The sequence below is a fragment of the Candidatus Eisenbacteria bacterium genome (genome assembly GCA_016930695.1).
Classification (GTDB): Bacteria; Orphanbacterota; Orphanbacteria; order Orphanbacterales; family Orphanbacteraceae; genus JAFGGD01.
Genome location: JAFGGD010000027.1, coordinates 1 through 23,278 on the forward strand (window position 1 = coordinate 1; position 23,278 = coordinate 23,278).

Annotated in this window: 18 protein-coding genes; 2 read left to right on the forward strand and 16 right to left on the reverse strand. The window is 64.7% G+C overall.

Annotation, left to right across the window (positions count from 1 at the left end):
* Positions 1–52 precede the first annotated feature (52 nt).
* Positions 53–535 (reverse strand): hypothetical protein, encoded by a 483-nt coding sequence (locus JW958_04855; GenBank protein MBN1825576.1) that lies wholly within the window; start codon positions 533–535, stop codon positions 53–55.
* A 394-nt stretch (positions 536–929) separates the two neighbouring features.
* On the opposite strand from JW958_04855, the gene JW958_04860 reads away from it, so the two are divergent.
* On the forward strand, positions 930–1,532 hold the full coding sequence (locus JW958_04860) for a transposase (GenBank protein ID MBN1825577.1): 603 nt from the start codon (positions 930–932) through the stop codon (positions 1,530–1,532).
* Between the two features lie 64 nt (positions 1,533–1,596).
* On the opposite strand, the gene JW958_04865 is transcribed toward JW958_04860, so the two are convergent.
* From JW958_04865 to JW958_04930, 14 genes are all read right to left on the reverse strand, one after another.
* Complete coding sequence (locus JW958_04865; GenBank protein MBN1825578.1) at positions 1,597–2,568, reverse strand: hypothetical protein; 972 nt, start codon at positions 2,566–2,568, stop codon at positions 1,597–1,599.
* A gap of 263 nt (positions 2,569–2,831) precedes the next feature.
* Positions 2,832–5,030 (reverse strand): hypothetical protein, encoded by a 2,199-nt coding sequence (locus JW958_04870; GenBank protein ID MBN1825579.1) that lies wholly within the window; start codon positions 5,028–5,030, stop codon positions 2,832–2,834.
* Complete coding sequence (locus tag JW958_04875) at positions 5,027–5,923, reverse strand: NAD-dependent deacylase (protein MBN1825580.1); 897 nt, start codon at positions 5,921–5,923, stop codon at positions 5,027–5,029. The genes JW958_04870 and JW958_04875 overlap by 4 nt, the downstream gene beginning before the upstream one ends.
* Positions 5,841–7,031: a hypothetical protein gene (locus tag JW958_04880; GenBank protein MBN1825581.1), complete on the reverse strand. Its 1,191-nt coding sequence runs from the start codon at positions 7,029–7,031 to the stop codon at positions 5,841–5,843. Before JW958_04880 ends, JW958_04875 begins: the two co-directional genes overlap by 83 nt.
* Before the next feature lie 69 nt (positions 7,032–7,100).
* On the reverse strand, positions 7,101–7,250 hold the full coding sequence (locus tag JW958_04885) for a hypothetical protein (GenBank protein ID MBN1825582.1): 150 nt from the start codon (positions 7,248–7,250) through the stop codon (positions 7,101–7,103).
* A 180-nt stretch (positions 7,251–7,430) separates the two neighbouring features.
* A complete protein-coding gene (locus tag JW958_04890; GenBank protein ID MBN1825583.1) occupies positions 7,431–10,901 on the reverse strand; it encodes an LPS-assembly protein LptD in 3,471 nt (1,156 codons plus the stop codon).
* 97 nt (positions 10,902–10,998) lie between these two features.
* The gene (locus tag JW958_04895; GenBank protein ID MBN1825584.1) at positions 10,999–11,871 is read right to left on the reverse strand and encodes an acetyl-CoA carboxylase carboxyltransferase subunit beta; all 873 of its coding nucleotides are present in this window, start codon (positions 11,869–11,871) and stop codon (positions 10,999–11,001) included.
* Positions 11,858–12,337 carry a ribosomal protein S18-alanine N-acetyltransferase gene (rimI, locus tag JW958_04900; GenBank protein MBN1825585.1) on the reverse strand — a complete coding sequence of 160 codons (480 nt, stop codon included), beginning with the start codon at positions 12,335–12,337 and terminating at the stop codon, positions 11,858–11,860. Before rimI ends, JW958_04895 begins: the two co-directional genes overlap by 14 nt.
* Positions 12,338–12,346: 9 nt before the next feature.
* A complete protein-coding gene (tsaB, locus tag JW958_04905) occupies positions 12,347–13,015 on the reverse strand; it encodes a tRNA (adenosine(37)-N6)-threonylcarbamoyltransferase complex dimerization subunit type 1 TsaB (protein MBN1825586.1) in 669 nt (222 codons plus the stop codon).
* Positions 13,012–13,479 carry a tRNA (adenosine(37)-N6)-threonylcarbamoyltransferase complex ATPase subunit type 1 TsaE gene (gene tsaE, locus JW958_04910; GenBank protein ID MBN1825587.1) on the reverse strand — a complete coding sequence of 156 codons (468 nt, stop codon included), beginning with the start codon at positions 13,477–13,479 and terminating at the stop codon, positions 13,012–13,014. Before tsaE ends, tsaB begins: the two co-directional genes overlap by 4 nt.
* A 5-nt stretch (positions 13,480–13,484) precedes the next feature.
* On the reverse strand, positions 13,485–15,029 hold the full coding sequence (locus JW958_04915; protein MBN1825588.1) for a response regulator: 1,545 nt from the start codon (positions 15,027–15,029) through the stop codon (positions 13,485–13,487).
* A 54-nt stretch (positions 15,030–15,083) separates the two neighbouring features.
* Positions 15,084–16,391 carry a HAMP domain-containing histidine kinase gene (locus JW958_04920; GenBank protein MBN1825589.1) on the reverse strand — a complete coding sequence of 436 codons (1,308 nt, stop codon included), beginning with the start codon at positions 16,389–16,391 and terminating at the stop codon, positions 15,084–15,086.
* A gap of 26 nt (positions 16,392–16,417) precedes the next feature.
* Complete coding sequence (serS, locus tag JW958_04925) at positions 16,418–17,686, reverse strand: serine--tRNA ligase (GenBank protein MBN1825590.1); 1,269 nt, start codon at positions 17,684–17,686, stop codon at positions 16,418–16,420.
* 128 nt (positions 17,687–17,814) lie between these two features.
* Positions 17,815–18,816: an undecaprenyl/decaprenyl-phosphate alpha-N-acetylglucosaminyl 1-phosphate transferase gene (locus JW958_04930; protein MBN1825591.1), complete on the reverse strand. Its 1,002-nt coding sequence runs from the start codon at positions 18,814–18,816 to the stop codon at positions 17,815–17,817.
* Positions 18,817–19,021: 205 nt separating this feature from the next.
* On the opposite strand from JW958_04930, the gene JW958_04935 reads away from it, so the two are divergent.
* Complete coding sequence (locus tag JW958_04935) at positions 19,022–20,809, forward strand: hypothetical protein (protein MBN1825592.1); 1,788 nt, start codon at positions 19,022–19,024, stop codon at positions 20,807–20,809.
* Between the two features lie 162 nt (positions 20,810–20,971).
* On the opposite strand, the gene JW958_04940 is transcribed toward JW958_04935, so the two are convergent.
* Complete coding sequence (locus JW958_04940) at positions 20,972–22,990, reverse strand: M6 family metalloprotease domain-containing protein (protein ID MBN1825593.1); 2,019 nt, start codon at positions 22,988–22,990, stop codon at positions 20,972–20,974.
* Positions 22,991–23,278 lie beyond the last annotated feature (288 nt).

Here is a 23,278-nt window from a genome sequence, read left to right on the forward strand (position 1 = left end):
AACCGTCGACGTTTCGCCATGGTCTCTCCTCCTCAGTTCCGGAGAGTCCACCTTAGCATGCTGTCCGATTATTGGGGACCACCTCTCCCCCGCCGAGGTCGGCGAGCACCGATCCGGCGAGGAAGTCGGCGGGACGGCTCTCCCCCGGATCTCTTTCGGTGAGCACCCCCGCCTCCCAAACGCCCCAACTCCCCTCGAAGGCGCGCGTGTCGCGGACACCGCTCCCCGTGCTCTCCCGCCGGAGACGAAGCGCGCAGTCTCGCGCCCCCTCGCCCGGATAGGAGAACGCCTCCTCCCTTAGCTCTTCCGGATCGCCCAAAAGAAGTCGAAGATCGCCTGCGTCCCGAATCGGTCCGGCGGCGCGCCTCTCGCCGATCCGCCTCGCCCCTTCCGTCCCGACGCCGGCCGCGCGGGAGAGCAGGGGAAGAGGGGAACGGTTGGGATCGAGACGAAACGGTCCTTCCGGTCCGGCGAATGGGGGATCGGGTATCTCCGCGCCGGAAGCGAGGGACGCGCCGAAAACGCCCACGATCAAACAGACATATACATTTTTCATGGAAACGGGTGGAGAGGAGCGCGGGATCCGCCGTGGGAGCGTTATTCTAGCGCGGAGTAGCCGCGAGAACAAGAGGCGATCGCGCCCCTCCGTAACCAGATTCTCTTTTCCCGACTGAAAGGAGGGAAAAGGTATCTGGTTACGAGAGAAGCCGGCGGTTGCAAACCCCCTTCGTAACCAGATTCTCTTTTTCCGAGCAAAGCGAAGGAAAAGGTATCTGGTTACGAAAACCGCCCACGCTCTAGCCACCACCGCCAACTTCCTGGACGGCTCTTCCTGGTAACCAGATACCTTTTCACTCCCTTTCTCCGGCACGACGGTTGCTAGCCCCCTTCGAAGGAAAAGGTATCTGGTTACGAAAGGAGATGCGCTCATGCCCAAGTACGCTCGCCTCGTCCTCCCCGGTGTCCCGCACCACGTCACCCAGCGTGGAAACCGGCGGGTGGCCGTTTTCGCGGACGAGAAAGACCATCGCCTCTACCTCGACCTCCTCCAAATCTATTCCTCCAGGAACGGCCTCGACATCCTCGCCTACTGCCTCATGCCGAACCACGTGCACCTGGTCGCCGTCCCTCGGGAACCCCACTCTCTCGGCCGCGCGCTTCGCGACACGCATCGGCTCTACGCGCGGAAGTACAACAAGCGATATGACCATGCCGGCCATCTCTGGCAGGGACGTTTCTTCTCCACCCCGCTCGACGATCATCACTTCTGGGCGGCGATCCGCTATGTGGAGAGGAATCCGGTTCGCGCGGGGATGGTCGGTCGAGCCGAGGACTACCCGTGGTCGAGCGCGAGAGCCCACTGCGGGAAGACCGAGGCGGAGAGGGAAAGCCGACGCGGCCGATTACTCTCCTTCACCTTTCCCGAGGGGAGCCGGCTCCAAATGGGAGGGGAATGGTCCGCGTGGCTATCGGGGGAGGACGAGGAGAAGGCGTTGGACGAGATCCGGAAGAGAACGCTCACCGGACGATGAACGGGGCAAAAGAGAAAAGGTATCTGGTTAGAAGGGGGATTAGGTATCTGGTTAGGAAGGGGAGCTAGGGGACATACTGTGATAATTTGATGTGGTTAATTCCGTCTTCTTTCGCGAATCCTAGCATGTAGAGGACACGGATGTGCGCGGCGTTGAAGGCAGTGTAATCATCAGCACCAGGAGTAAAAATACCTGCATCTGGACCTTCATATGACCCTCCTCCGTAGCTCACTGCTCTGTAGTTTAACTCTTTCGCCCTATCATTGTTAATAGAAAAGGTGCCTGCGGTGGTAAAAATCTCAGCCCCGGTCAGAAAGCCATTGGAATGATAGTCTTGCACAAAATTTGAAGATTCATTATGCCACCAATAGACACCATCTGGAGTATAATTTGGCCAATCAACAGGACCCAACTGGAAGAAATTGATTCCCGTCTGCGTGTTCTGCAGATCAGCAGTCTCTTGCACGAGCGCTTCATCCGCGGGGATGCCTGTAAAGGTACCATCAACGTTCCTCGGCAGATCATCCTTTGAGTAGAGCTCAACATCCTGCCCTGAACCAGGATCGACATCCCAGATCTGCTGCGCCTGCGCAGCAGTGATCTCGACACCGCTCCACGGCACTCCGGGAGGGCTGTAACAGCTTGCAGGAAGAAAGGCGTGAAAGGTGGTATCCGAACCGAGAGGGTAGGAGAAGGGAACCGCCGCCTCCCAGTAGGTCGCGGCGGGGCTTTGGAAATGAAGGGTGTCCTCGACGACGGTTCTCGCCTTGCGGGTTCCGGATCCCCGGAACAACGCCTTGATTCCGCCCCAGGAAGCGCCTCCTCTCAGCCGGACGCCGGTTGTCGCCCCGTAAAGCAGGTACTCTCCGCCGGAATCGGTCGTGTCCGCTTCGTCTCCGTGAGAAACCACGATGCCGGGAATCGGATCCCCCTCGGCCTCCCGGACCACGCCGTGGATATCGGCATACGCCCACCCGACAAACAGCAAGAGGGTCGCCGCGGTGAGGAATGCACGAGAGTTGGAGAAGGGTGACAAGGGAACACCTCCCGAAGAAGAATCGGTTGGAGCCAAAGGGACGTTATTGTGTAATGATAGAGATTATAAGTACTTGAAGTCAATCATTTTCGGTAGAGCGGGGGTGGAGCCGGAACCAAATCGTAACCAGATACCTTTTTCCGCCCTCCGGACGAAAAAAGAGAATCAGGTTACGAGAAGCTCTTGCCACCAATCGGTCCAATCGTAACCAGATACCTTTTTCCGCCCTGCGGGCGGAAAAAGGTATCTGGTTACGACGGGGCTTACGACAGCCCTTTCCGTTTGCGGATGAACCACTCGGCGCCGAAGAGGAGAACGAGGAGGATAAGGACGGCGGGGTGGTTCCAGATCTCGCGCTCGCTCCGCGCGATCCGCGTGCGCGAGGGGAGCGAGAGATCCCCTCCCCATTCCGCGAGTTCCTCCACGGGAAGAACCCTCCCGCCGCTCGCGCGGGCGATCGCCGCGAGAAGCTCGTCGTTCCTTTCCGTGTCGAGAAACTCGGGGCTGAAGTCGCTCACCGAGAAAGCGCCCTCGTCTTTTCCGAGAAGCGCTCCGCCCTTCTGGGCGGCCGCTTCGTAGGCGTACTCTCCGGGTGGAAGAGGTCCGATCGAGCGATGATAGGCGCCCGGTTCCGCCGGGTCCGGCTCCAGGAAGAAGCGCTCCGGCTCCCCCATATCGGAGTGGACCGTCACCTCCAGCCGCGCGTCCGGCACGGGGGAGAGGGACTCGTCCAGGACGAGGCCGCGCAGATCGATCGTCTCGCTTCTCCGTACGGTCATCTCCTCCGGCCGCACCGTCACGTTTTGGAATCCCCCGCGCGCCACCATCCAACGGAGCGCGTTCGACCAGAGCCGCTCGTAGGTCCTGTTCGACTTGCCGAGCCCCCACATCCGGAAATCCCAGCGCCAGAAACCCGCGCCGTTCACCACCAGAACGCGCCCCTTGCCGGCGGGTCCGAGGACGAGCAGAGGCGCGGGCCGGCCCTCCACGTCGAGGCCGGGGTGGACGGCGAGCGGAGTCGCCCCCGGCCGGACCGGGCCGAGGCGGTTCATCCCGAGAAGCGGCGGGAGTTCCTCCCAACGGGCCACGTTCTCCGCGTCCTCCGGCTCGATGCGGAGGATCGGGTGGCGGACCCCTTCGGTGGTGATCCGCGGCTTGAAGCCGCCCTCCTGATAGAGGTCGCCCGGAGAAGCGGCGACGGGGAGAAGCGACGCGAGCGGTTCCGGCACGCCGCGCCGGAGCGGGTCGACGGCGAGAAAGACCAGGCCGCCGCCGCGAACGCGGACGAAACGGTCCAGCGCCTCCCCCCATTCCCGGCGAACCGCGTCGGGAACGCCGAACAGGAAAACCAGGTCGAAGCGGCGGAGTTCCTCCTCCGTGGCCGGGAAGGGTTCGTTCCCCGGCGCCCCCGGGTCGGCCGGCGCGGGCCCTCCGCCTAGCCCCTGAAAGAAGGCGTACACCGAAAGGTTCGCGTCCTTCTCCAGCGTGCGACGGAGAAAGGCGAAATCCCAGCCGGGACGGTCGGCGAAGAGGAGAACGCGGAGTCTCTCCTTCACCACCTCGATGGTGAAGTCGAGGTGGTTGTTCTCGCCCACCCGCTCTCCCTCGCTCACCGGCGCTTCGACGCGGAACCGCCGGATCCCCTCCTCGGTCACGGGAAAACGGAAGGTCAGCGTCCGCGTCTCCCGTCGCCCCTCGAAGCGGACCGTGTCCCGCGCCACTTCCCGGTCTCCCTCGCGGATCGATACGGGGACCGACTCGCCGGCGAACCCTTGGGCGCGTATCGTCACCTCCGCGGCGACCCGGCTGTTCGCGTAGACAAGGCGGTTCGCGAGCGCCTGGCGGATCGAGAGATCGCGCACCGCTTCCGGATCGCCGATCGGGATCGGGAAGATCGGCACGCCCGCCTCCTCCGCGACGCGGACCGGGTCGCGCCCGGCGTTCACCGCGCCGTCGCTCAGGAGGACGATTCCGTCGAGCCCTCTCTCCCACTCCGCCTCCACCGCCTCCTCGACGGCGCGCGAAAGGTCGGTGGCGTCCCCCTCCCCCTCCTCCTCCCAGGGGTGGAGCGCCCCGGAGAAACCGTAGCGCACGACCTCGTAACGGCGCTCCAGTTTCTCCAGCACCGCCGCCGGCTCCTCCCGGAGCGCCCGGTCGGCCGCGAGTCGCCGGGGGCCGCCCTCGCCGTCCACGATCCCCATGCTCGCCGAACGGTCGAGAAGGACCGCCACGGCGGGACGGAGAGTCTCCTCCCGGCTCACCGTGAGGAGAGGATCGAAGAGGAGCGCGAGGAGGAGGGCGGTGGAGGCGAAGCGGAGCGCGCCCAGCAGGCGGCGCACAGGCGCCGAGACGGGGGGGATGGTCCGCCGGTAAGCCCATACCGCGGCGAGGAGCGCGAAGAGGAACGCCGCCAAAAGGAGGGGGATGTTCCCCCGCTGCAGGGCGAGCGTCACGCCGTTCAACCTTCCCCCCCTTCCCGCGCCTCGGGAAAGGCGAGCTCCACCAACGCCGGGAGGATTTCCGCCGCCTTCCCCCGGAGGGAGATGTCGGCGTAACCGGAGAGGCCGGTCTCCTCCGGGTTGATCTCCACTAAACGCGCGCCCGACTGCTGCGCCAGAACCGGCAGGGTCGCCGCGGGATGAACGAGCGCCGAAGTCCCCACCACCAGAAAGAGATCGGCGGCGACGGCGGCGTCGTGCGCTCGCCGGAGCGCCTCCTCCGGCAGCATCTCGCCGAACCAGACCACGTCGGGGCGCATCGGATGCCCGGCCCGGCAGCGGGGGATCCCGTCCCCCTCCGAGCCGTCGGCGGTTCTCGTCTCGCCGTCCGACTCGCAGCGGGCGCGGAAGAGGTTGCCGTGCAGCTCCACCGGATCGCGCGAGCCGGCCCGCGCGTGGAGGCCGTCCACGTTCTGCGTGATCAGCGTGAAAGAGGGGAGGAGCCTTTCGAGTCGGGCGAGGGCGAGGTGAGCGGCGTTCGGCTCGCAGGCGGCCACGAGGCGGCGCCTGTGGCGGTACCACTCCCAGACCAGTTCGGGATCCCGGGCGTACGCCCCGGGCGTGGCCAGATCTTCGGCGCGATAGCGGCGCCAAAGCCCTCCTTCGCCGCGGAAGGTGGGGACTCCGCTCTCGGCGGAAACGCCGGCGCCGGTCAGCGCCGCCGCGCGCCGGGCGGCGCCCAACAGGCGGGCGGCCCCTTCGATCCCTTCCTTCAAGGGAAACTCCTCGCGGGGAAAAAGTCCGGGAGAGGCCGGAGATCGGGGCGGTGCGTGACTATCCCCGCCCGTGCCGGGTCGCGTTGGTGCAGACGATCTTGGAACGGTACTTCGCGTAATCCCAGTTCGGGCTCCACTCATTGGTGTGGCACCCGCGGCAGGTCGCCTCATCCACCTTCTTCCGATCGGGCCCCCGGATGTGCTCCGTCCCCCGGCCGTGGCACGCTTCGCACTGCACGTTCCAGAGTTCCGGCTGCAGTTCCGTCCGGGAGTGGCCGGTCCTCTCGCCGAATCCGGTCACGTGGCAGTGCCAGCACTTGGGGTTGTTCCAATCGTCTCCCTCGGCGATGGTGGCGTAGGCGCGGGAGTGGGGCGTCGTGTCCCAATAGTCATTCACGTCGGCGTGGCAAAGGGCGCAGTTGTCGATTCCCAGGTATTTTTTGTACTGCTCCTGGTCGACGCGGGCCTCCCGCTCCACCTCGTTTCCCTCATCCTTCTTCCCGCTCTGCGCCTTCGCGTCCGACACCTTCCGGACCCGGTTGCCGTTTTCGTCGAGTTCCATCTTCTCCCAGGTGATGGCGCGGATCTCCGAATCGACGGGCCCCTCGTCCTGCTTGAGATCCAAAGTGGTTCCCTCGAAGGTGCGGACGTACCCGTCCTCCCAGACCAGGGTCAGCTCGCCCAGCTTGTCGCTCCGCGCGCCGCCCGCCATCAGGATTACGCCGTTGGACTTCTGCGGTTCCTTCAGTTCCCGGCGCCCGTGCCCGACGAGGATCACGTCGAAACCGGCGAGAGAGTCCGCGAATTCCTCCGCCTTCTCCATTCCGGAATGGGCGAGAAGCACGGTGATGTGGACCTTCTTTTTCTTCATCTCCTCGAGGGCGCGGCGGCTGCTCTCGATCGGATCCGCGACCGTGATCCCCTCCCGTTCCTTGAGGGTGCGTGGGATGATCGATTCGCCCCCGATGACGGCGGTGACGCCCACCTTGATCTCGCCCGCCGACAGAACCGTCCAAGGCTCATAGCGGGTCTTGCCGGTTTCCGCGTCCAGAATGTTGTTGGAGATCACGCGAATGCCGTGCTGCGCCAGCGCCTCGTCCAGTTCGTCCAGCCCCCAGCTGACTTCCTTCTCGCCGATGGTGACCAGATCGTAGCCCATCATCTCGAGGGATCGGAGCGTGATGTCCGTGTCGTACCCGTACGGAGGATTCCGCCGGGCGACGAAATTGCCGAGATCGACACTGATCACCGGGTTCAACTCGCGTCGGGTTTCAATCTCGCCGGCCCGCCGGGCCAGCCCACCTTTCCCCTTAGAGTGTCACCCACAGGGCTTCAGTTCGCCGATCGTTTCATTGGAGAAGAAAAAGGTGACCGTCTGCGGACCCTTCGGCCCGAGAAGACCGAAGAAGGTGCAGCCGGCGCCCAGAAGCAAGACGGCCGCCAGGGCGACCCCGATCGTTCTTTTCATCTGTGTTTCCCCGTCTCCCCGATGACGGCCCGGTTGGGCGTTCGGGTTGCAACCGTTCCAATCGCATGAAGTTAGCACACCGAGGCGGCGAATGTCAAGAAGGCCGATCCGGCCCTCTTCCCACCCTTCTCCGCACACCGACGGGGACCGCCCGGTTCCGCCGCGGGGTCTTTCCTTCGATCAGAACCCGAGGCGTCTCTCCCCTTTCTCGTAATAGATCTCGGTGTGCGCCTTGATACGGATGTTGAAATAGTATTCCCACTCCCGGCCCGAATATCGGCCGCGGAGGCTCGCCTCCCAACAGTGGAGGTTCCTTCCGATCCGGAAGCCCTGGCTGACCGTCTCCCGCGCCTCCAGGTCGTATCGGTTCTCGTAGTCGATCTCCCAGTTCGCGGTGAGACCCACGCCGAACCGCGAGTTCAGCCACTGGCTGAAGTCGCCCGACTGAGAACCGCGGGAAAAGCTGTGGGAGAAACTCGCCGTCCAGGGAATGGAGGAGGAGTCCCGCGCCTTGCCGCTCGAGAATCCCCCTTCACCGCGGTACGGCTCGGTCCGGTCCTCCTCGAAGGGGACAAGGGACTCCGTCTTCTCCTCGAAGAGACCGGCGTCGGGGGAATCGGCGTCGCCGAAACCGCCGCTCACCGTCTTCCCCAAGGTGCCGCTCAGCCGGAGGCTGGACCGCACCGAAAGACCGCTGAAGATCCATGTATAAACATTGTGCGACAGGGAAAGCTCGGAGCTGAAAACCTGCACCGGCTGGAAGCGAAGCGACGACTGGAGCTGCGACCAGGGCTCCTCGCCCTCGCTGCGGTCTTTCTCGAGATCGTAACCGATGGAGTTGGTGAGCAGCAGGAGCTGATCGTTGCGCCGCTCCTCCTCGCCCACCCGGTACTTGGTCTGCAGCTTGTTGGAGAGACGGAAGCCGAGGGTGCGGCTCGCCCTCTGGGAGCCGCCGAAGCCGCTGAAGGTGTAGAAACGGTCCTGCGTGGACCCGTCCTCGTCGACGGCGAAGTGGTTCGGGTTGCGCGGCCGGTAGCTGAAAGAGACCGACGGCGTGGCGATGTGCCGGACTCCGATCAGAGGGCCGATCCGGGGGAACCAAGTCCCGTACACGTTGGTGTTCACCGACGCGGAAGCGTCCATTGTGCCGCGGCGCACGTTTCTCTGTCCCAGCTTGTCCCGATCGTACCAGTTCTCCTCCCAGTTGAGCCGCGTGCTGAGGCCGAGCCATTCCCCGACCTTGTGCGAGAGGTTGAGACCCAGGTCGTGCTTCCATCCGGCGTGATCGTCCCGCTCGTCCCCGTTCTTCTCGCGCGCGTTGAGGAGCCGCGAAGAGTACTGCCAGTAGATGCCGTTGTGCCACCTGCGGTCGGCGCTTCCGCCCCCCGTCTTCTCCTCCGGCGGCGGGATCAGCTCGCGCCGGCTCATGGTGAAGTTGACCGAGGGGAGGGTCTCGTCGATCCGGTCCTGGTCGAGACGCTCCGTGCGTGTCATCTGTACCTGAACCGACTTGTCGCTCCACCGTTTTTTGAGCACCAGATCCGACTTGAGGGTCCGATCCAATTCCTCGAGTGTGGTGGACTCCTCCACCCGGTAGGACTTGTCGCTCACGAAGTTGGCCCGCATGGTCAGGTCCAGGTCCTCGCCCAACTCCTGGGTGTGGTTCGCCTGTACGCTCCACCGCTTGCGCCCGCCGACGGAGCTCTTGTAGGACGTGTTCAGCGAACCGCTCAGCAGGTAACGGACGCGGTAGCGGCCGTCCAGGTAGCCGACCCAGTGGGAGTCCTGGTAAAAATCGCCCCGCACGGTCATGTCCGCGTAATCGTTGATCGCCCAGAAGTAGCCGCCGTTGCGGATGAACCGGCCCTTGCTCTCGGAGAAACCGAACTCCACCACCGGCAGGATGAATCCGCTCGCCCTCCCTCCCTTGAGGGGGAAAATATAATACGGGAGCGCGATGAGGGGGATGTCGGCGATGTACAGGACGATGGGCGCCACGACCGATTTGTCGTTCAGGTAAATCTTCATGCGATCGGCGCGGAAATAATAGTGGGGATGTTCGAGGTCGCAGGAGGTGTATTTCCCGTCCCGGAGAAGCAGCGTGTTCGGGCCGACACGAACGATCTCCTCGCCGTAGCAGATTCCCTGGTCGTACTTGGTGACCCCATCGAAGATCGTTCCCTGCCCCCGGTCCACGTTGTAGATCATCCTCTTCCCGTCCACCCGGTCCGGCCCGTCCTGGAGGACCGGAGAGCCGAGGGCGTTCACCACGGAGCGGGAGAGGTCGTAGCGGATCCGCTCCGCGTCGAGCTGCATATCCCCCTGATCCACGTGGGCGTGGCCGATGAGAACCACCAGATCCCGGTCGGTGTGGAACTCGATTCGGTCCGCGTGGTAGCGCGCCCGTTCCTTCTCCTCCTCCTCCTCTTCCGCGTCCGCCGGGACGGAGACGTGGTCCCCTTGGGCGGCGCCGGCCACCTCGATCCTCTTCAGGTCCTCCTCGACGAGAAAGAAACGAATCGTGTCCCCGGCGGCGTGATTCTTCTCCCGAACGCCTTCCTCCTTGTCCAGCAGAAAGCGGTCGCTGACGGCGCCGCCGACCGCCGTCACCCGCGAAAGGTCGCCTCCGGCGAAGAGGAGGTCGATCCGGTCCGCCTCGGTCACCCCCGTCTCCTCCAGAAAGGGTTCCATCTTCCGACTGGCGAGCCGTCCGCTCCCGAGGACCGCCACGCTGTCGATCTCATGCTCCTCGTTGAAGCGGATGCGGATGGAGTCCCCCCCCATGCTCTCCCCCTCCCGGACGAGAGAAGGAGAACCGGTGAGGAGCACGACCCGTTCCTCGCCCTCCATCACGGTCTTGTCCGAACGGGTATTCACGTCTTGGTAGGCGCCGCGCGTGGATCCGGAGGCGATGATCCTCTCCTCGTCCGTCAGGAGAGTGATCGTGTCCCCTTCGAGGCTGCCGATCTCGGCGCGCAGGCTGTCCATCTCGATGAGGCGCGGGGACTCGGTCACGATGATCCGGTCGTCGGAGAAAAGAGCCCGCCCCCCCAGGATCCGGTAGAAATCCCTGTAGAGTTCCAGCTCCACTCCGCCGAGGGCGATCGCTTCGCCGCTCCCGCCGTGGACGGTGAGGGAGTCGGCGATCACGCTTCGGGAGGAGTCGAGCACCGTGACGGATCCGAAGAAGCGGGCCGAGTCGGCGTCCGCCTCCGCGCCGCCGGTGTGAAAGATCCCCCGGTCGGCGACGACGGTCCGGTCCCCCTCCACCACCAGCACCCCCCGGGGAAAGATCATGATCTCCCGGTCCCTGTCGATCAAGCCGAGGGGACCGTAGATCCAACTCCCCTCCCGGTAGATCCGGACGCGTCCGGACATGCGGAGCGTCCGGTCCCCCTTCAGCCAAACCGCGCGATCGCCGGCGGCGTGAACCCCTCGATCCCGGTCGAGGTAACGGACGTTGCCGATGACGTCCACCTCGGTGCCGCCGTCCGAGAGGGAGCGCGCGGAGAGTCGATCGCCGGTGAGATAGGCGTGTTCGGGGAGTTCCTGGGAGGCGGCGCGGACCGGAAAAAACGCGAGCAGAAGCGCGAGAACCGGCGCGAACCGGCCGGCGCGGAATGCGGCGCTCATGGCGTACGCGGCGTCCATGGCTGTTCCGTTCGTCGTTCGCCGACGAGCGGCTCCGGCGGGGCGGGTTCATGCCGATCGGAGGCGTACCGGCGCGCCCCCGGTCCGGCCCGGTCCCTCACTCCGATCGGACCGTTTCCGCCTCGGAGCGGGCGGGGGGAAAGTGCCGCAGGACCCGGGCCAGAGTGCTCTTCAGCTCCTTGCGGGGAACGACGATATCCAGCTGCCCGTGCTCGAGGAGGAACTCGGAACGCTGGAAACCCTCCGGCAGCTCCTGCCCGATGGTCTGCTGAATCACCCGGGGACCGGCGAAACCGATCAGCGCTTTCGGCTCGGCGATGATCACGTCCCCCTGCATGGAAAAGCTGGCGCTGGCGCCGCCGGTGGTCGGGTGCGTTACCAAGGAGATATAGGGGATGCGCGCCTCGCCCAGCTTGGCGATGGCCACGCTGGTCTTGGCGAGCTGCATCAGGGAGATGATCCCCTCCTGCATCCGCGCGCCGCCGGAACAGGAGAGCAGCACCAGCGGCCGCCCGGTTCGAAGCGACACGCCGGCGGCGCGAACGATCTTTTCCCCCATCACCGCGCCCAGGCTCCCGCCGGCGAAGGCGAACTCGAGCACACCGAGAGAGATCCCCTGTCCCTCCACGTCGCCGACGCCGATTCGGATCGCCTCCTTCATTCCGGTCTTTTCCTGGTACTGCTTGATCCGGTCCGGGTATTTCTTTTGATCCCTGAACTTGAGAGGATCCATCGGTGAGAGATCCTTGTCCGTCTCCTTCCAGGTCCCCTCGTCGATCAGGATGCGGATGTAGTCGGAAGAGCGGATGCGGAAGTGGAACCCGCAGCTGCCGCAGGTCCACAGGTTGCGCTCCAGCTCCTTTCGGTAGAGGATCTCCTCGCAGAATTCGCAACGGACCCAGAGCCCGTCGGGGAGGTTCTTCTTTTTCGGTTCCTTGAGGCCCCGCTTCTTCTTTCTAAACCAATCCACCGCTCTCTCCCGGCCGGGCGCCCAGGTCGATCAACATGACCAGGGCGTCCTCCCCGTTGTCCACGTAGTATCCTTTTCGGATGGCCACTTCCCGGAAACCGTGATTCCGGTAGAGTTCGATGGCCCTCAGGTTTCCGACGCGGACCTCCAAGGTGGCGATTCGGCACCCCACCTCCACCGCGTCCTCGAGCATCCGGTCCAGAAGGGCACCGCCGATTCCGCGGCCCCAGCGATCCCTGCGGACCGCCATGTTCGCGATGTGCAGTTCCCCCCGCACGCGCCAGGCCACGCCGTAGGCGACCAGCCCCTTCTCATCGGTCCCGACCAGCGTACAGGACGCCCGGCGCTCCCGGATGTCGTACCGGAAGGCTTCCCGCGGCCAGGGATCGGAAAAGAGCTCCCTCTCCAGCGCGGCCACCGCGTTCAGGTCCTCTTCTTCCATCGGGCGAAAGGCCACCGGATCCATCGTACCACCCTAGGAACGAGGGGGCTTCGCGTCCGCCCCCCGCAAATAGAGCGGTTCCAAACCGTCCGGGTCGTCTCCGTCCCCGATCCGGAGCCTCTCCAGGCCGCGGAGCGCCACCCGCCCCGCGTCGGGCCGGTGCCTCTCCTCGCGGGGGATGCGGCCCGCTTCGCCGAGTCGCTCACGGATCAAAGCGCGATAGCGCAGCGCGCCACTCCCCACGAAAAGCGCCGTCTCCCCCGCCGCCCGGGCGAGAAGATCATCGGGCGCGGCGGTTTCCCCCGGCCCGAGGGCCGAGCCGCCCAGGAAAAGTGTTTGGTGGACCTCCCCCCGGCCGGCGTCGATCCAGACGGCGACACGCCCCCCCTCCGACCCGACCTCCTCGGCGAGCAGCGGGGCGAGGGGGATGCCCGCCACCGGGCAACCCGAAGCGAGGGCGAGACCCTTGGCCGCGCCGAGCCCGATTCGAAGCCCGGTGAAGCTGCCCGGACCGAGAGAAACGGCGACCCCATCCAGGGATTCCGGCGTCAGGTCCGCCGCCTCCAGAAGGCGCACCATTAAGACATGAAGATGTTCCGTCCGTCCCCCCTCCCGCATGTGGAAGGAGCCGATCAGCCCCTCCGGCGACGCGAGGGCCACGCCGGACCAACGGGAGGAGGTTTCGATCCCGAGCACGATCATCGCGCCCCTCCCAGATGGGCCAACCGCGGGTCGCTCCAACGGAGGGCGATGACCCGGTCCGTCTCCGAGCGCCCGGAGCGGATTTCCACGTCCAGGGCGTTCCCGCCGTAAAGCCCGGCGATTCTCTCGCCCCACTCCACGAGGGCAACTCCCTGCGCCATACGGTCTTCCACGCCGAGGTTAGGCCAATCCCCGGGGCCTGTCAACCGGTAGAGGTCGACGTGGAAAACCCTCACGCGCCCCTCGTACTCCCGGACGAGAACAAAGGAGGGGGACCGGACCCGGTCGGCGCATCCGAAGGCGCGGCAGACCCCGCGAACGAAGACGGTCTTTCCGCTCCCCAGGTCCCCCCGGAGTAGCACCAGATCCCCGGGTCGAAGAACGGCGCCGAGCCGCGCCCCCAGCTCCATCGTCTCCTCGGGGGAACCGGTTTCAAAGAGGATCGGGTCTTCCGGGGCGCCCACCGCGCCTACCTCTTTGGGGTGAGAACCGCGCAGGGGAGTATCATCTCCTCCAGCGAGATCCCGCCGTGCTGGAAGGTGTTCCGGTACTGTCGCTCGTACTCGTGGTACCGGGTGGGATAGACGAAGTAGTAATTCTCGCGGGCGAAAATATAGTTCTTGTTCAGCGAGTCCCGGGGGAGCTTGTAGTCCTCCGGGTTCTTTACCTTCACCGCGTGCCGCTCGTCGCAGCCGAGGTTGCTCCCGTGCTTGTAGCGAAGGTTGGTGGAGGTCTCCCGGTTCGCGTGCACCATGGTCGCCTTCCGTCCCAGAATCGCCCCGTGGTCCGAGGTGAGGACCACCGTCGCGTCCTGCGACGAAATCGCGCGCAGAATCTCGAAGAGAGAAGAGTGCCGGAACCAGGAGGTCATCACCGATCGGAAGGCGGCCTCGTCCGGCGCGAGCTCCCGCAGGATATCCGACTCGGACCGTCCGTGAGTGAAGATGTCGACGAAGTTGATCACCAGGGCGACGAAGGGAACCGAGAAGAGGGAACTGACCTGCCGCTTCAGTTGGTTCCCCTCGTCGGGATTGTAGATCTTCACGTATTTCAGGTTGCGGCGGAGGCGCACCTTCCGGCGCTCGAGCTGCGCCTCCAGGAGCTGCTTCTCGTGGCGGTTCTTGCTCCCCTCCTCCTCGGACTGCTCCTGCCAATACTTCGGGTGGATCCGCGCCAGATCCATCGGGAGGAGCCCCGAGAAGATGCCGTTCCGGGCATAAGGGGTCGCCGAGGGGAGAATCGAATAGTAGTGGTCGTTGCGAATCTGGAAATAGGGATCGAGCAGGCGCTCCATCTCCATCCACTGGTCGAGCCGCATGCAATCGATGATGACCAGATAGACCCGCTTCCCCTCTTCGAGGAGGGGGAGCACCCAGCGATCGACCAGGTCCGTCGAAAGGGGCGGACTCTTCTCCCCTCCCACCCAACCGGCGTAGTGCTTCTCCACGAACCGGGCGAACTCGGCGTTCATCTCCCGGCGGACGTCCTCCTGGGTCTGTTTCAGGCCGACCTCGCGAAAGCGCTCCAGCTCCAGGTCCCAGCGGGAGAGGCGGCGATGGATATCGATCCAATCGTCGGCGTTCGCCGTCTGCGCGAGCGCGCGAATCCGGTTGAACTCGCCCAGGTAATCCCGGGCGATCCCCGTCGATTCGATCCTCTCCTTTTCGAGCACCCGGCGGAGGGCGGAGAGGATCTGGACCGGGTTGACCGGCTTGAGGAGATAATCGTTGATCCTCTTGCGGATCGCCGTCTCGACCAGGTCCTCCTCCTCGCTCTTGGTGATCATGATCACCGGGAGGTCCTCATGGAGTTCCTTGATCCCCTCCAAGGTGGAGAGCCCGTCCCGCCCCGGCATCATTTCGTCGAGAAGGACCGCGTCGAACCGCTCCTCCCGGACGCGGCGGATCGCTTCGTCGCCGGAGGTGACCGTGACCACCTCGTACCCGCGCTCGCGCAGGAAGATCACGTGCGGTTTCAGCAGGTCGACTTCGTCGTCCGCCCAGAGAATACGCATTCCGATTCCCGTCCGGATTTCCCCCCGGAGCTCGGCCCTTCCGGCGGGGGCCGCTTATGCGGGGAGGGTGATGGAGATCTGGGTCCCCCGGTTCTTCTGGCTCTTCTCGATCATCATCCGGCCACCGTGGTAGTCCTCCACGATCCGCCGGGAAAGCGGGAGCCCGAGGCCCCAGCCCCTCCGCTTGGTGCTGAAACCGGGGTAGAAGGCGCGCTTCATGTCCGACGGGGACATCCCCCGCCCGTCGTCGCTCAAAGTCACTTTCACCGTCCGTCCCAACCGGTTATACCCCGTGGCGATGCGGATCGTTCCGCCTTCGCGCTCGGCCAGGGCGTCCACGGAATTGCGGAACAGATTCTCGATCACCCACTGGATCAGTTCCTTGTTGACGCGGATCTGGGGGATCTCCCGCAAGTCCTCGATCACGTGGATGTGCTTGCCGCCCCCCTCGACCCGCTTCCGCAGATACTCCAGGACCTCGTGGATGATCGGGTTGAGGTCCTGCGACTTCAGCGTCGGGAGGGATCCGATGTTGGAGAAGCGGTAGGCGATCTTGTTCAGACGGCTCACGTCCTGCTCCATCTCGCCGATCAGCATGTCCAGCTCCTCGCGGGTCAGGACGACCGATTCGGACTCCGTCTCGGCGGTCCGCGTGCGGAGCAGGTGGAGCCACCCCATGAGAGACGAGATCGGCGTGCCGAGCTGGTGGGCCGTCTCCTTCGCCATGCCGATCCAGATGGAGCGCTGCTCTCCTTCCTTCATCCCTCGATAGCCGAGATAGCCGAGAAGGATGAAGATCGCCACCAGCGCCGCCTGGATAAAGGGAAGGAGCCGGAGGGTGCTCACCACCGGCGGATCGCCGTAATGCACCTTGCCGACCAGGATGCCGCTCCTCGGGTCGAAGAAGGGGATCGGCGCGTTGGTCCGGTCCATCCGGGCCGCCAGGGAGATCACCTCTTTCATCGGAGCCGATGCGGGATTTTCCGGGTCCGTGTCCTGGAAATCGGAAAAGCTGACGTCCTCCACCCGGACCGAGACGCCGTTCAGCTCGTCCGGGATCGCGTGCCATGTCCAGGGGACGCCGCGCCGATCGGTGACGATCACGGGGAAGGGGAGATCGGCGATCATCTCGCTGAAAACGCCCGAAATCGCCTCGTTCCGCGCGGCGGGCATGATCGTCCCCGCCGCGAACTGGGCGAAGATGCGGGAGAGCAGCTCCGTCTCCTTCTGCAACCGGTCGATCAGGTGATTGGTGTAGAAGAAGAGCGCCAGGATGAGAAAACCGCTCCCCAGAAAGATATAGACACGAAGGAGCGTCGAGGTGATCCGAGGAGGACCTCCGTGCGCGCGCGGCTTGACCATGATCGAGCCTCCCGATTGCCCTGCCTTTATTCGATGACCCGCAGTCCGTCCATGTACGGCTGCAGAACGGGCGGCACTTCCACGGTGCCGTCCTCACGCTGGTAGTGTTCCAGAAACGCGATGGTTAAACGGGGGAGGGCGACGCCGGAACCGTTCAGCGTGTGCACGTGCCGGGTCGCTTTTCCCTCCTTCGGCCGGTAACGGATTTTCGCCCGTCTCGCCTGGAAATCCTCGAAATTGGAACAGGAGGAGACCTCCAGCCAGCGCTCCTGCCCGGGCGCCCACAATTCGATGTCGTAGGTCTTGGCGGAAGCGAAGCTGAGGTCGCCGTCGGCGAGGAGGAGCACCCGGTAGGGAAGCCCGAGCCGTTGCAGCACCGTTTCGGCGTGACCGAGCAGCTCCTCGAGGACGTCGTAGGACTCCTCGGGACGGACGAAGTGCACCAACTCCACCTTGTCGAATTGATGCAGACGGTTGAGACCCCGGGTGTCCCTTCCCGCCGCGCCCGCCTCGCGCCGGAAACAGGCGGTGTAGCCGACGTAGCGGACCGGCAGCATCTCCTCGTCGAAAATCTCGTCGGCGTGCAGATTGGTGACCGGCACCTCGGCGGTGGGGATCAGGAAAAGATCGTCCCGTTCCGCCAGATACATGTCCTCCTCGAGCTTGGGGAGCTGGCCGGTGTTGAACATGGACGCGCGATTGACGAGGAAGGGGGTGTACACCTCGCGGTAGCCGTGCTCCCGGCGGTGGAGATCGATCATAAATCGGATCAGCGCCCTCTGCAGGAGCGCGCCGGCGCCGAAGAAGACGGGGAATCCGGATCCGGTGATTTTGGTTCCCCGCGGGAAATCGAGGAGGCCCAGCGCCTCGCCGGTCTCCCAGTGCGGCCGGGCCCGGAAGGAATGGCGCCGCGGCTCCCCCCAGGTCCGGATCTCCCGGTTGGCGCTCTCGTCCCCCTCGGGGACATCCGGATGGGGAACGTTCGGGATGCGGGCGGCGATCGATTCCAGCCCCTCCTCCACCTCCTTGAGGCGCCCCTCCATCTCCTTGATCCGCGCGCCCGTCTCACGCATCCGGACGATCGGTTCGGAGGCGTCCTTCTTCTCCTTCTTCAGGAGGGCGATCTCCTCGCTCACGCGGTTCCGAACCGCCCGTAGTTCCTCGGACGACTGCAGCAGCTCCCGCCGTTCCCGGTCGAGGCGGAGCCACCCGTCCAGGTCGGCGTCGTCACCCTTCCGCCGGATCGCCTCGCGGACTTGGTCCGCGTGTTCCCGTATGTATGACGCGTCAAGCACGGATCGCACCTCCACGATGCTCCCCGCCCCCGCCCGGGGACGGACGGGCGAAACGGGTAAAATGAAGCGGACCGCCGTGTTCCGCTTTTCCGACGCTAGCACGGGCCGAACCGGCCGTCAATGGGGAGCTACTGGATCGGCACCCGGGAGAGGCGGGCGCCGCTGACGAGCGACGCAACAGCCGCCAGGAAGAAGGCGCTGATGTAAAAACCGCGCTCGCCGGTAAGCGAGAGGAAGACTCCGGCCAGCGCGAGCACCAGACAGATCGCGTAGACGGCGATCGCCGTCCCCCGCGCGTTGGCGAGTATCGTGCGGATCCTGTGAGAGGAGTGATCTTTCCCCGGCTTGTAAATGTGGGAGCCGCGGGAGATCCGGGTGAACACCACGAAGGTCACGTCGAAAATGGGGTAGCCGAGGATCAAAATCGGCACGAGCAGGAACAAATGGGAGGTCTGGTGCCAGGTGGACATGATGCCGAGCGATGCCAACAGATAACCGAGCAGGAGCGACCCCGCGTCGCCGAGGAAGATCGAGGCCGGATGGAAATTAAACAGGAGAAAGGCGAGGGCGGACCCGGCGGTCGCGGCGGCGATCAGCGCGGTGAGCGTCGCCCCTTTCGCGAGGGCGATCACGAAAAAGCCGAGAGACGCCAACACGGTGATTCCGCCGGCGATTCCGTCCATGTTGTCCAGGAAGTTGAGGGCGTTCATCATCCCCACGACCCAGAGGAAGGAGAAGACCAGGTCGAGGGGAGCGCTGGTGATGAGGCCGTTCGTGTTGCCGGAGAAGAAAAAGAAACAGCAGCCGATCACCTGGCCGAACAGCTTGGGAAGCGGCCCGACCCCCCACTTGTCGTCCGCCAATCCGACCAGAAAGACCCAGAGCGCCCCGATCAGGAAGCCGAAGAGTGGCCGTGTAAAGGAAACGTCCAGGAGGCGGATTCCCAAGAAAAAAGCGACCAGAAAACCGAGGAGCACCGCCAGGCCGCCCAGAAGTGGGGTCGGATTCCTGTGGATTTTCCTCCGGTTCGGGAGATCGAGAAATCCGGCCCGAACGGCCACGGTGCGGACGAGGGGGGTTAGGAGCACCACGGCGGAAAGGGCCACCAGAAACGATACGAAATAAATCACGTAACTTTCCTCTTAAGTCCGCCTTAGACGAACGCTCCACTCTAGGATGGGGAATCGAGACCTGTCAAGACCTTTCAACCTCGTGATCCGAGACCCGATAGAGCCCGTTTCCGGTCCTATTGACTCCCCTCCTCCCGATTCCCATACTGGCTTACCGGCAGAGGAACCCGGGAAACCGACTCACGAGAGAAGGCGGAATCAGCGAATGAGATCGACCCCCCCATCCCCGAACGAGGAGGAAACGAGGAGGGACCGCGGCGATTCCCCGGCGATCCTCGCCACCGTAATCCTTCTGCTCGTCGCCACCACGATCGTTTGGACCTGGCCCATCGCGGCGCGCTTCGCCCAAGAGGTGCCCGTCGACGCGGATTCCACGGAGACAATCTGGAAATTCTGGTGGATCGAGCGGGCGTTCCTCGTAGAGAAGACCTCCCCCTACTGGTGCGACTTCCAGCTCTATCCGCAGGGTCTCTCCTTCCTCTATACCAATCCGCTCGTCCTCTACGGCGTCATCAGCCTTCCGGTCCTGGCGGCGACCGACGGTGTCGGCGTCCTGATCGCGCTCTCCAATTTCTGGCTTCTCTTCACCTATCCGGTGGGAGGCTTCGCGGTCTACCTCCTCGCCCGCCGCTTCACGCGGAACCGGGCCGCCGCCTGGATCGCCGGCTTCCTCTACGCCTTTATGCCCCTTCGCGGAGCGTTGCTCTCGTCGGTGAACGTGGCAAGCACCTTCTGGCTCCCCCTCCTCCTTCTTGCCGGCCTTCCGACCGGAAAGGACGTATCGCCCGTCCGGCGGGGACTCCTCGCCGGCGGAGCCGCCGTAGGCGCTTTCCTCACATCCCTCACCTGCCTCTGGTTCATCATGGTCTCCCTCCCCTTGCTCGCCGCGGCTCGCTGGATCGGCCGTCCCTCCGGATGGCGATGGACGGGAGAGATACGTTTCTGGGCCGCCGCCGCACTCCCCCCGGTCCTCTGCGTCGCGGCGATCGCTCTTCTCTCCCCCGCCGGAACGATGAAGGGAGCCGCGTATTATACTCCCCCCGAAAGGGTCTCCAGCCGGCTCGCCCTGGAACCCTCTTTCTTCACGACGCGGCAGAGCGACCAGAGAATCATGCAGGTCAGGGAGAGCGCCCGGTCCCACCCGATCAATCTGGCCTACCCCGGCGCATTCACCCTGCTCTGGGTCGCGGCGGGATCGTGCGCATTGAGATGGCGCCGGGGGTGGATCTTTCCGGCGCTCGCCTTGGCCGGCTTCCTCCTCTCCCTCGGTCCCTTCCTCGACCTGGGGGGATTCCGTCCCGGCCTACGCGTCCCCCTTCCCTACTGGCTCTTCCAGAAGCTGGGTCCCCCTTTCGACTTTTTCCGGACCCCCTACCGCTATCTTCTCTTGATGCATACGGGGCTGGCGGTCCTCGCCGGGGTCGGAATCGCGGGAGCCGTGCGGTACGCGGGAAGGATCCGAAGCGATATGGGTCGCCGGGCGGTGCTCGCCCTCCTCTCCCTGGGGGCGCTCGCCGCGATCCCCGATCTTTACCAGGGAACAGTGGCGACCCATGCGCCTGCTCGGGACGAGATCTTTCTCCTCCTTCGGGAAGGGAGCACCTCGGAGGGGAGCGTCCTTATCCTCCCCGCCTCCGCATACATCGAAAGAGTCGAGCACCGGATGGCACAGGTTCTGATGGACCGTCCGATCCCCACGTCCACGGTGACCCGAGTGGCTTTCCGCAAATCGGAACCCTTCCGGCGATGCCCCTATCTCCGCAATCTGGTGAACCGGGAGGACCCGGGCGGCACGATCGACGCCTCCGGGATTCTGCGGGAGCTGGGAGAGGCGGGGATTCGGTGGATCGTTGCCACCATTAACGAGGAGAAGGGGAATCCCGCGTTACGCCGTTTCGTTCAAGAGTCGGGGCTTCTCCCTTCCCATAGAGAAGGTCGATGGGCGGTCTTCGAGATCCCACCCCCTTCGGATTTCCCACCTGAAACGAAGTAGAAGCGGGAACGCGGCTGCGCCGGGTGCGACACGCCACGCGCGAGCTTTGAACTTCCGCAAGCCACAGCGGTTCAAGGAGATACCGCACGGCTTCGCCGGAACCCGCGAGTGAGTGCCCCGCAGCTGCGTCCCCGCCCAAAGTCGGCTTTTCGTGGCTTTCCCTCAGCGGAGAAGGACGATCTTTCGGGTCTCGGCGCGGTTCCCCGCGTCAAGACGGAGCAGATAAACGCCGGAGGGGACGGGACGGCCGGCATCGTCCCGGCCGTTCCAGGCGCGGATCACCTCGCCGGCCTCCGCCCTCTCGTCCAGGAGCACCGCCACGCGCCGCCCCGAGGGGTCGTGCACGGTGAGGCGCGCGTGGCCGGCGGAGGGGAGGATCGCCCGCACGGTGACGGTCGGGTTGAACGGGTTCGGCGCGGCCGTGAGGAGCCGCCCCGGCGGGGCGGGCGCATTCCCGGCGGTCGCCACGGCGGTGTTCACGTCCGACCCGACCAGCCAGACGAGCGAGTCCGCCAGAGAACCGTCGGAAGCGACCGCCAGGATGGTGTCCACCGTCCCGGCCGGACCGGGGAGATGGGTGTAGATCGAGTCGCCGGTTCCGACTGGGGAGCCGTTCACGGTCCAGCCGTAGGCGGTGGCGTCCCCGTCCCGGTCGATCGCGGCGATGGAGAAGGGGTGCGACGCCCCCTCCATCAGGCTCGTGTCGAGCGCCGCCGGGCTATGATCGACGATCGCCGGCCAGGCGTTCCCGAATCCGATATCGAAGGTCATCACCGAATCGGACTCGCTGATGTTGGTGATCCAAATGCCGGAGGAGGCGCCGTACCAGCTCGAGTTCGGCGTCGTGTTCGGCGTGAAGGCGTCTTGCCCCGCGTCTTCGCCGGCGAAGGGAGCGCCGATCCGGAACTCGTAGGGGTACCACCACTCGGAGAACTCGCTCACGCCGTCCCATGGATGGGCGGGATCGTAGCCGGCGTCCATAACGGTCACCATGTAATGGGGGCTGCTCGGACCGGCGTTGTTGCTGGACACGGCGTCGTCCACGTGGAGGATCAGCATTCCCGGATCCTTCTGGTTCCGGCCGAAGGTGAACCAGGGGAAGTAGGCGGAGAAGTCCGAATCGAGATGGTCGAACTTGGAGCTGGAATTGCTGTTCCTGTTCTCGATCAGGAAGTACTCCTGCGTTCCCGACCGCGGAATCTTGTAGACGACCGCGTTGGTGTTCACCTCGGGGAGGGGGACGTGGTGCATCGACGTGGTGATCGAAGCCGGCGTCACCCAACCCAGCTCCTGCTTCGACCAGGCGCAGTGGTGAGAGGGGTCCTGCCGGGTGCCGTAGGACATGATGTTGTATCCGGCGTACCCCATGAGCGCCCAGTCCACGGTCGGATGGTCGTTCGCGTCGCCGGGGGTGAAGTAGGTGTTGGTGTCCAGTTTGGAATCGTAATCGTACAGATCCGGCAGGCCGAGAACGTGGGTCGCCTCGTGGGCGGGCACGCGGATGCTGACGATCGACCCGTCGGCGTGCATCTCCGGGTTGCAGGAGTAGCGGTTGATGTAGACGCCGTCGTCGGTCATGTAATAGAGGCCGGAGACCGCGTAGGACCAGATGTGGTTCGGGTCGTGGGTCTCCTCCTGCCCCGGACCGGCGTGGAAGATCCAGACCGCGTCGGTGTAGCCGTCGCCGTCCCGGTCGAAGTCGGAAAAATCGATATAGGGGTCAAGGGCTTCGAAAAAATCGGTGAACCAGTTCCCGGGATCGTATGTCGGCTCGGTCAACCAGCCGCGCACCTCCCCCTCGATCCAAAAGTCGCCGTACGAGACCTCCAGAAAATACTCCCGCATACTCCCCGGATCGACGACCCCCTGGCTCCAGAGGAGTTCGTCGTAAGCGCTGGGGGGATGGGCGCTGGTGTCCGCGAGATCGTCTTCCCACTGGCAGAGAAGAGCGAGGACCACGCCGGTGTCGGAAGGGGCCCGCGTCTCACGATCGAGGCGGCGGCGCACCATCTCCTCGTAGGGAACCCCGGTCAGCTCCTCGATCAGTGCGGGATCCATGTCGTAGACGATGAATTCGGGATTCTTCGAAGGCTCGATCAGGAACCCTCCCGCGCGCGGGGAGGTGGGCGTGAGCGATGCCAAGAGGAGAAGGGCGATCGGGATCAGGAGAAAACGCTTCATCGGGATGCTCTCCTTGCGAAAACGGTCCTAGCCCTCGAACGGGCGGCCTGATGGGCGACAGGAGACTCTTAGGGGGAACTAGTTGTATTATACCACGTTATGCTCATATGTTCCAGCACCCTCTCCCGGAGTCCTTCGGAACCGGGTTCTCTTCATTTCTCCGTTCGCGCAGAGAGAAGACGGGCCCCGAAAGTCCCGCCCGTTTCGGGATTCTCCCCTCTTTCCCCTCCCGTCGCGCCGTGTTAGATTCCGCTTTGCCCCATGGGGAGGTTTCGATGAACGTTCGAG

What these genes read in the sequence shown, in the direction of transcription:
- JW958_04860 (MBN1825577.1), top strand. Translation starts at nt 930, where the DNA reads ATGCCCAAGTACGCTCGCCTCGTCCTCCCCGGTGTCCCGCACCACGTC.
- JW958_04875 (MBN1825580.1), bottom strand. Translation starts at nt 5,923, where the DNA reads ATGAGTGGAGCCCGAACTGGGATTACGCGAAGTACCGTTCCAAGATCG.
- JW958_04885 (MBN1825582.1), bottom strand. Translation starts at nt 7,250, where the DNA reads ATGAAAAGAACGATCGGGGTCGCCCTGGCGGCCGTCTTGCTTCTGGGC.
- JW958_04890 (MBN1825583.1), bottom strand. Translation starts at nt 10,901, where the DNA reads ATGGACGCCGCGTACGCCATGAGCGCCGCATTCCGCGCCGGCCGGTTC.
- rimI (MBN1825585.1), bottom strand. Translation starts at nt 12,337, where the DNA reads ATGGATCCGGTGGCCTTTCGCCCGATGGAAGAAGAGGACCTGAACGCG.
- tsaB (MBN1825586.1), bottom strand. Translation starts at nt 13,015, where the DNA reads ATGATCGTGCTCGGGATCGAAACCTCCTCCCGTTGGTCCGGCGTGGCC.
- JW958_04915 (MBN1825588.1), bottom strand. Translation starts at nt 15,029, where the DNA reads ATGCGTATTCTCTGGGCGGACGACGAAGTCGACCTGCTGAAACCGCAC.
- JW958_04920 (MBN1825589.1), bottom strand. Translation starts at nt 16,391, where the DNA reads ATGGTCAAGCCGCGCGCGCACGGAGGTCCTCCTCGGATCACCTCGACG.
- JW958_04935 (MBN1825592.1), top strand. Translation starts at nt 19,022, where the DNA reads ATGAGATCGACCCCCCCATCCCCGAACGAGGAGGAAACGAGGAGGGAC.
- JW958_04940 (MBN1825593.1), bottom strand. Translation starts at nt 22,990, where the DNA reads ATGAAGCGTTTTCTCCTGATCCCGATCGCCCTTCTCCTCTTGGCATCG.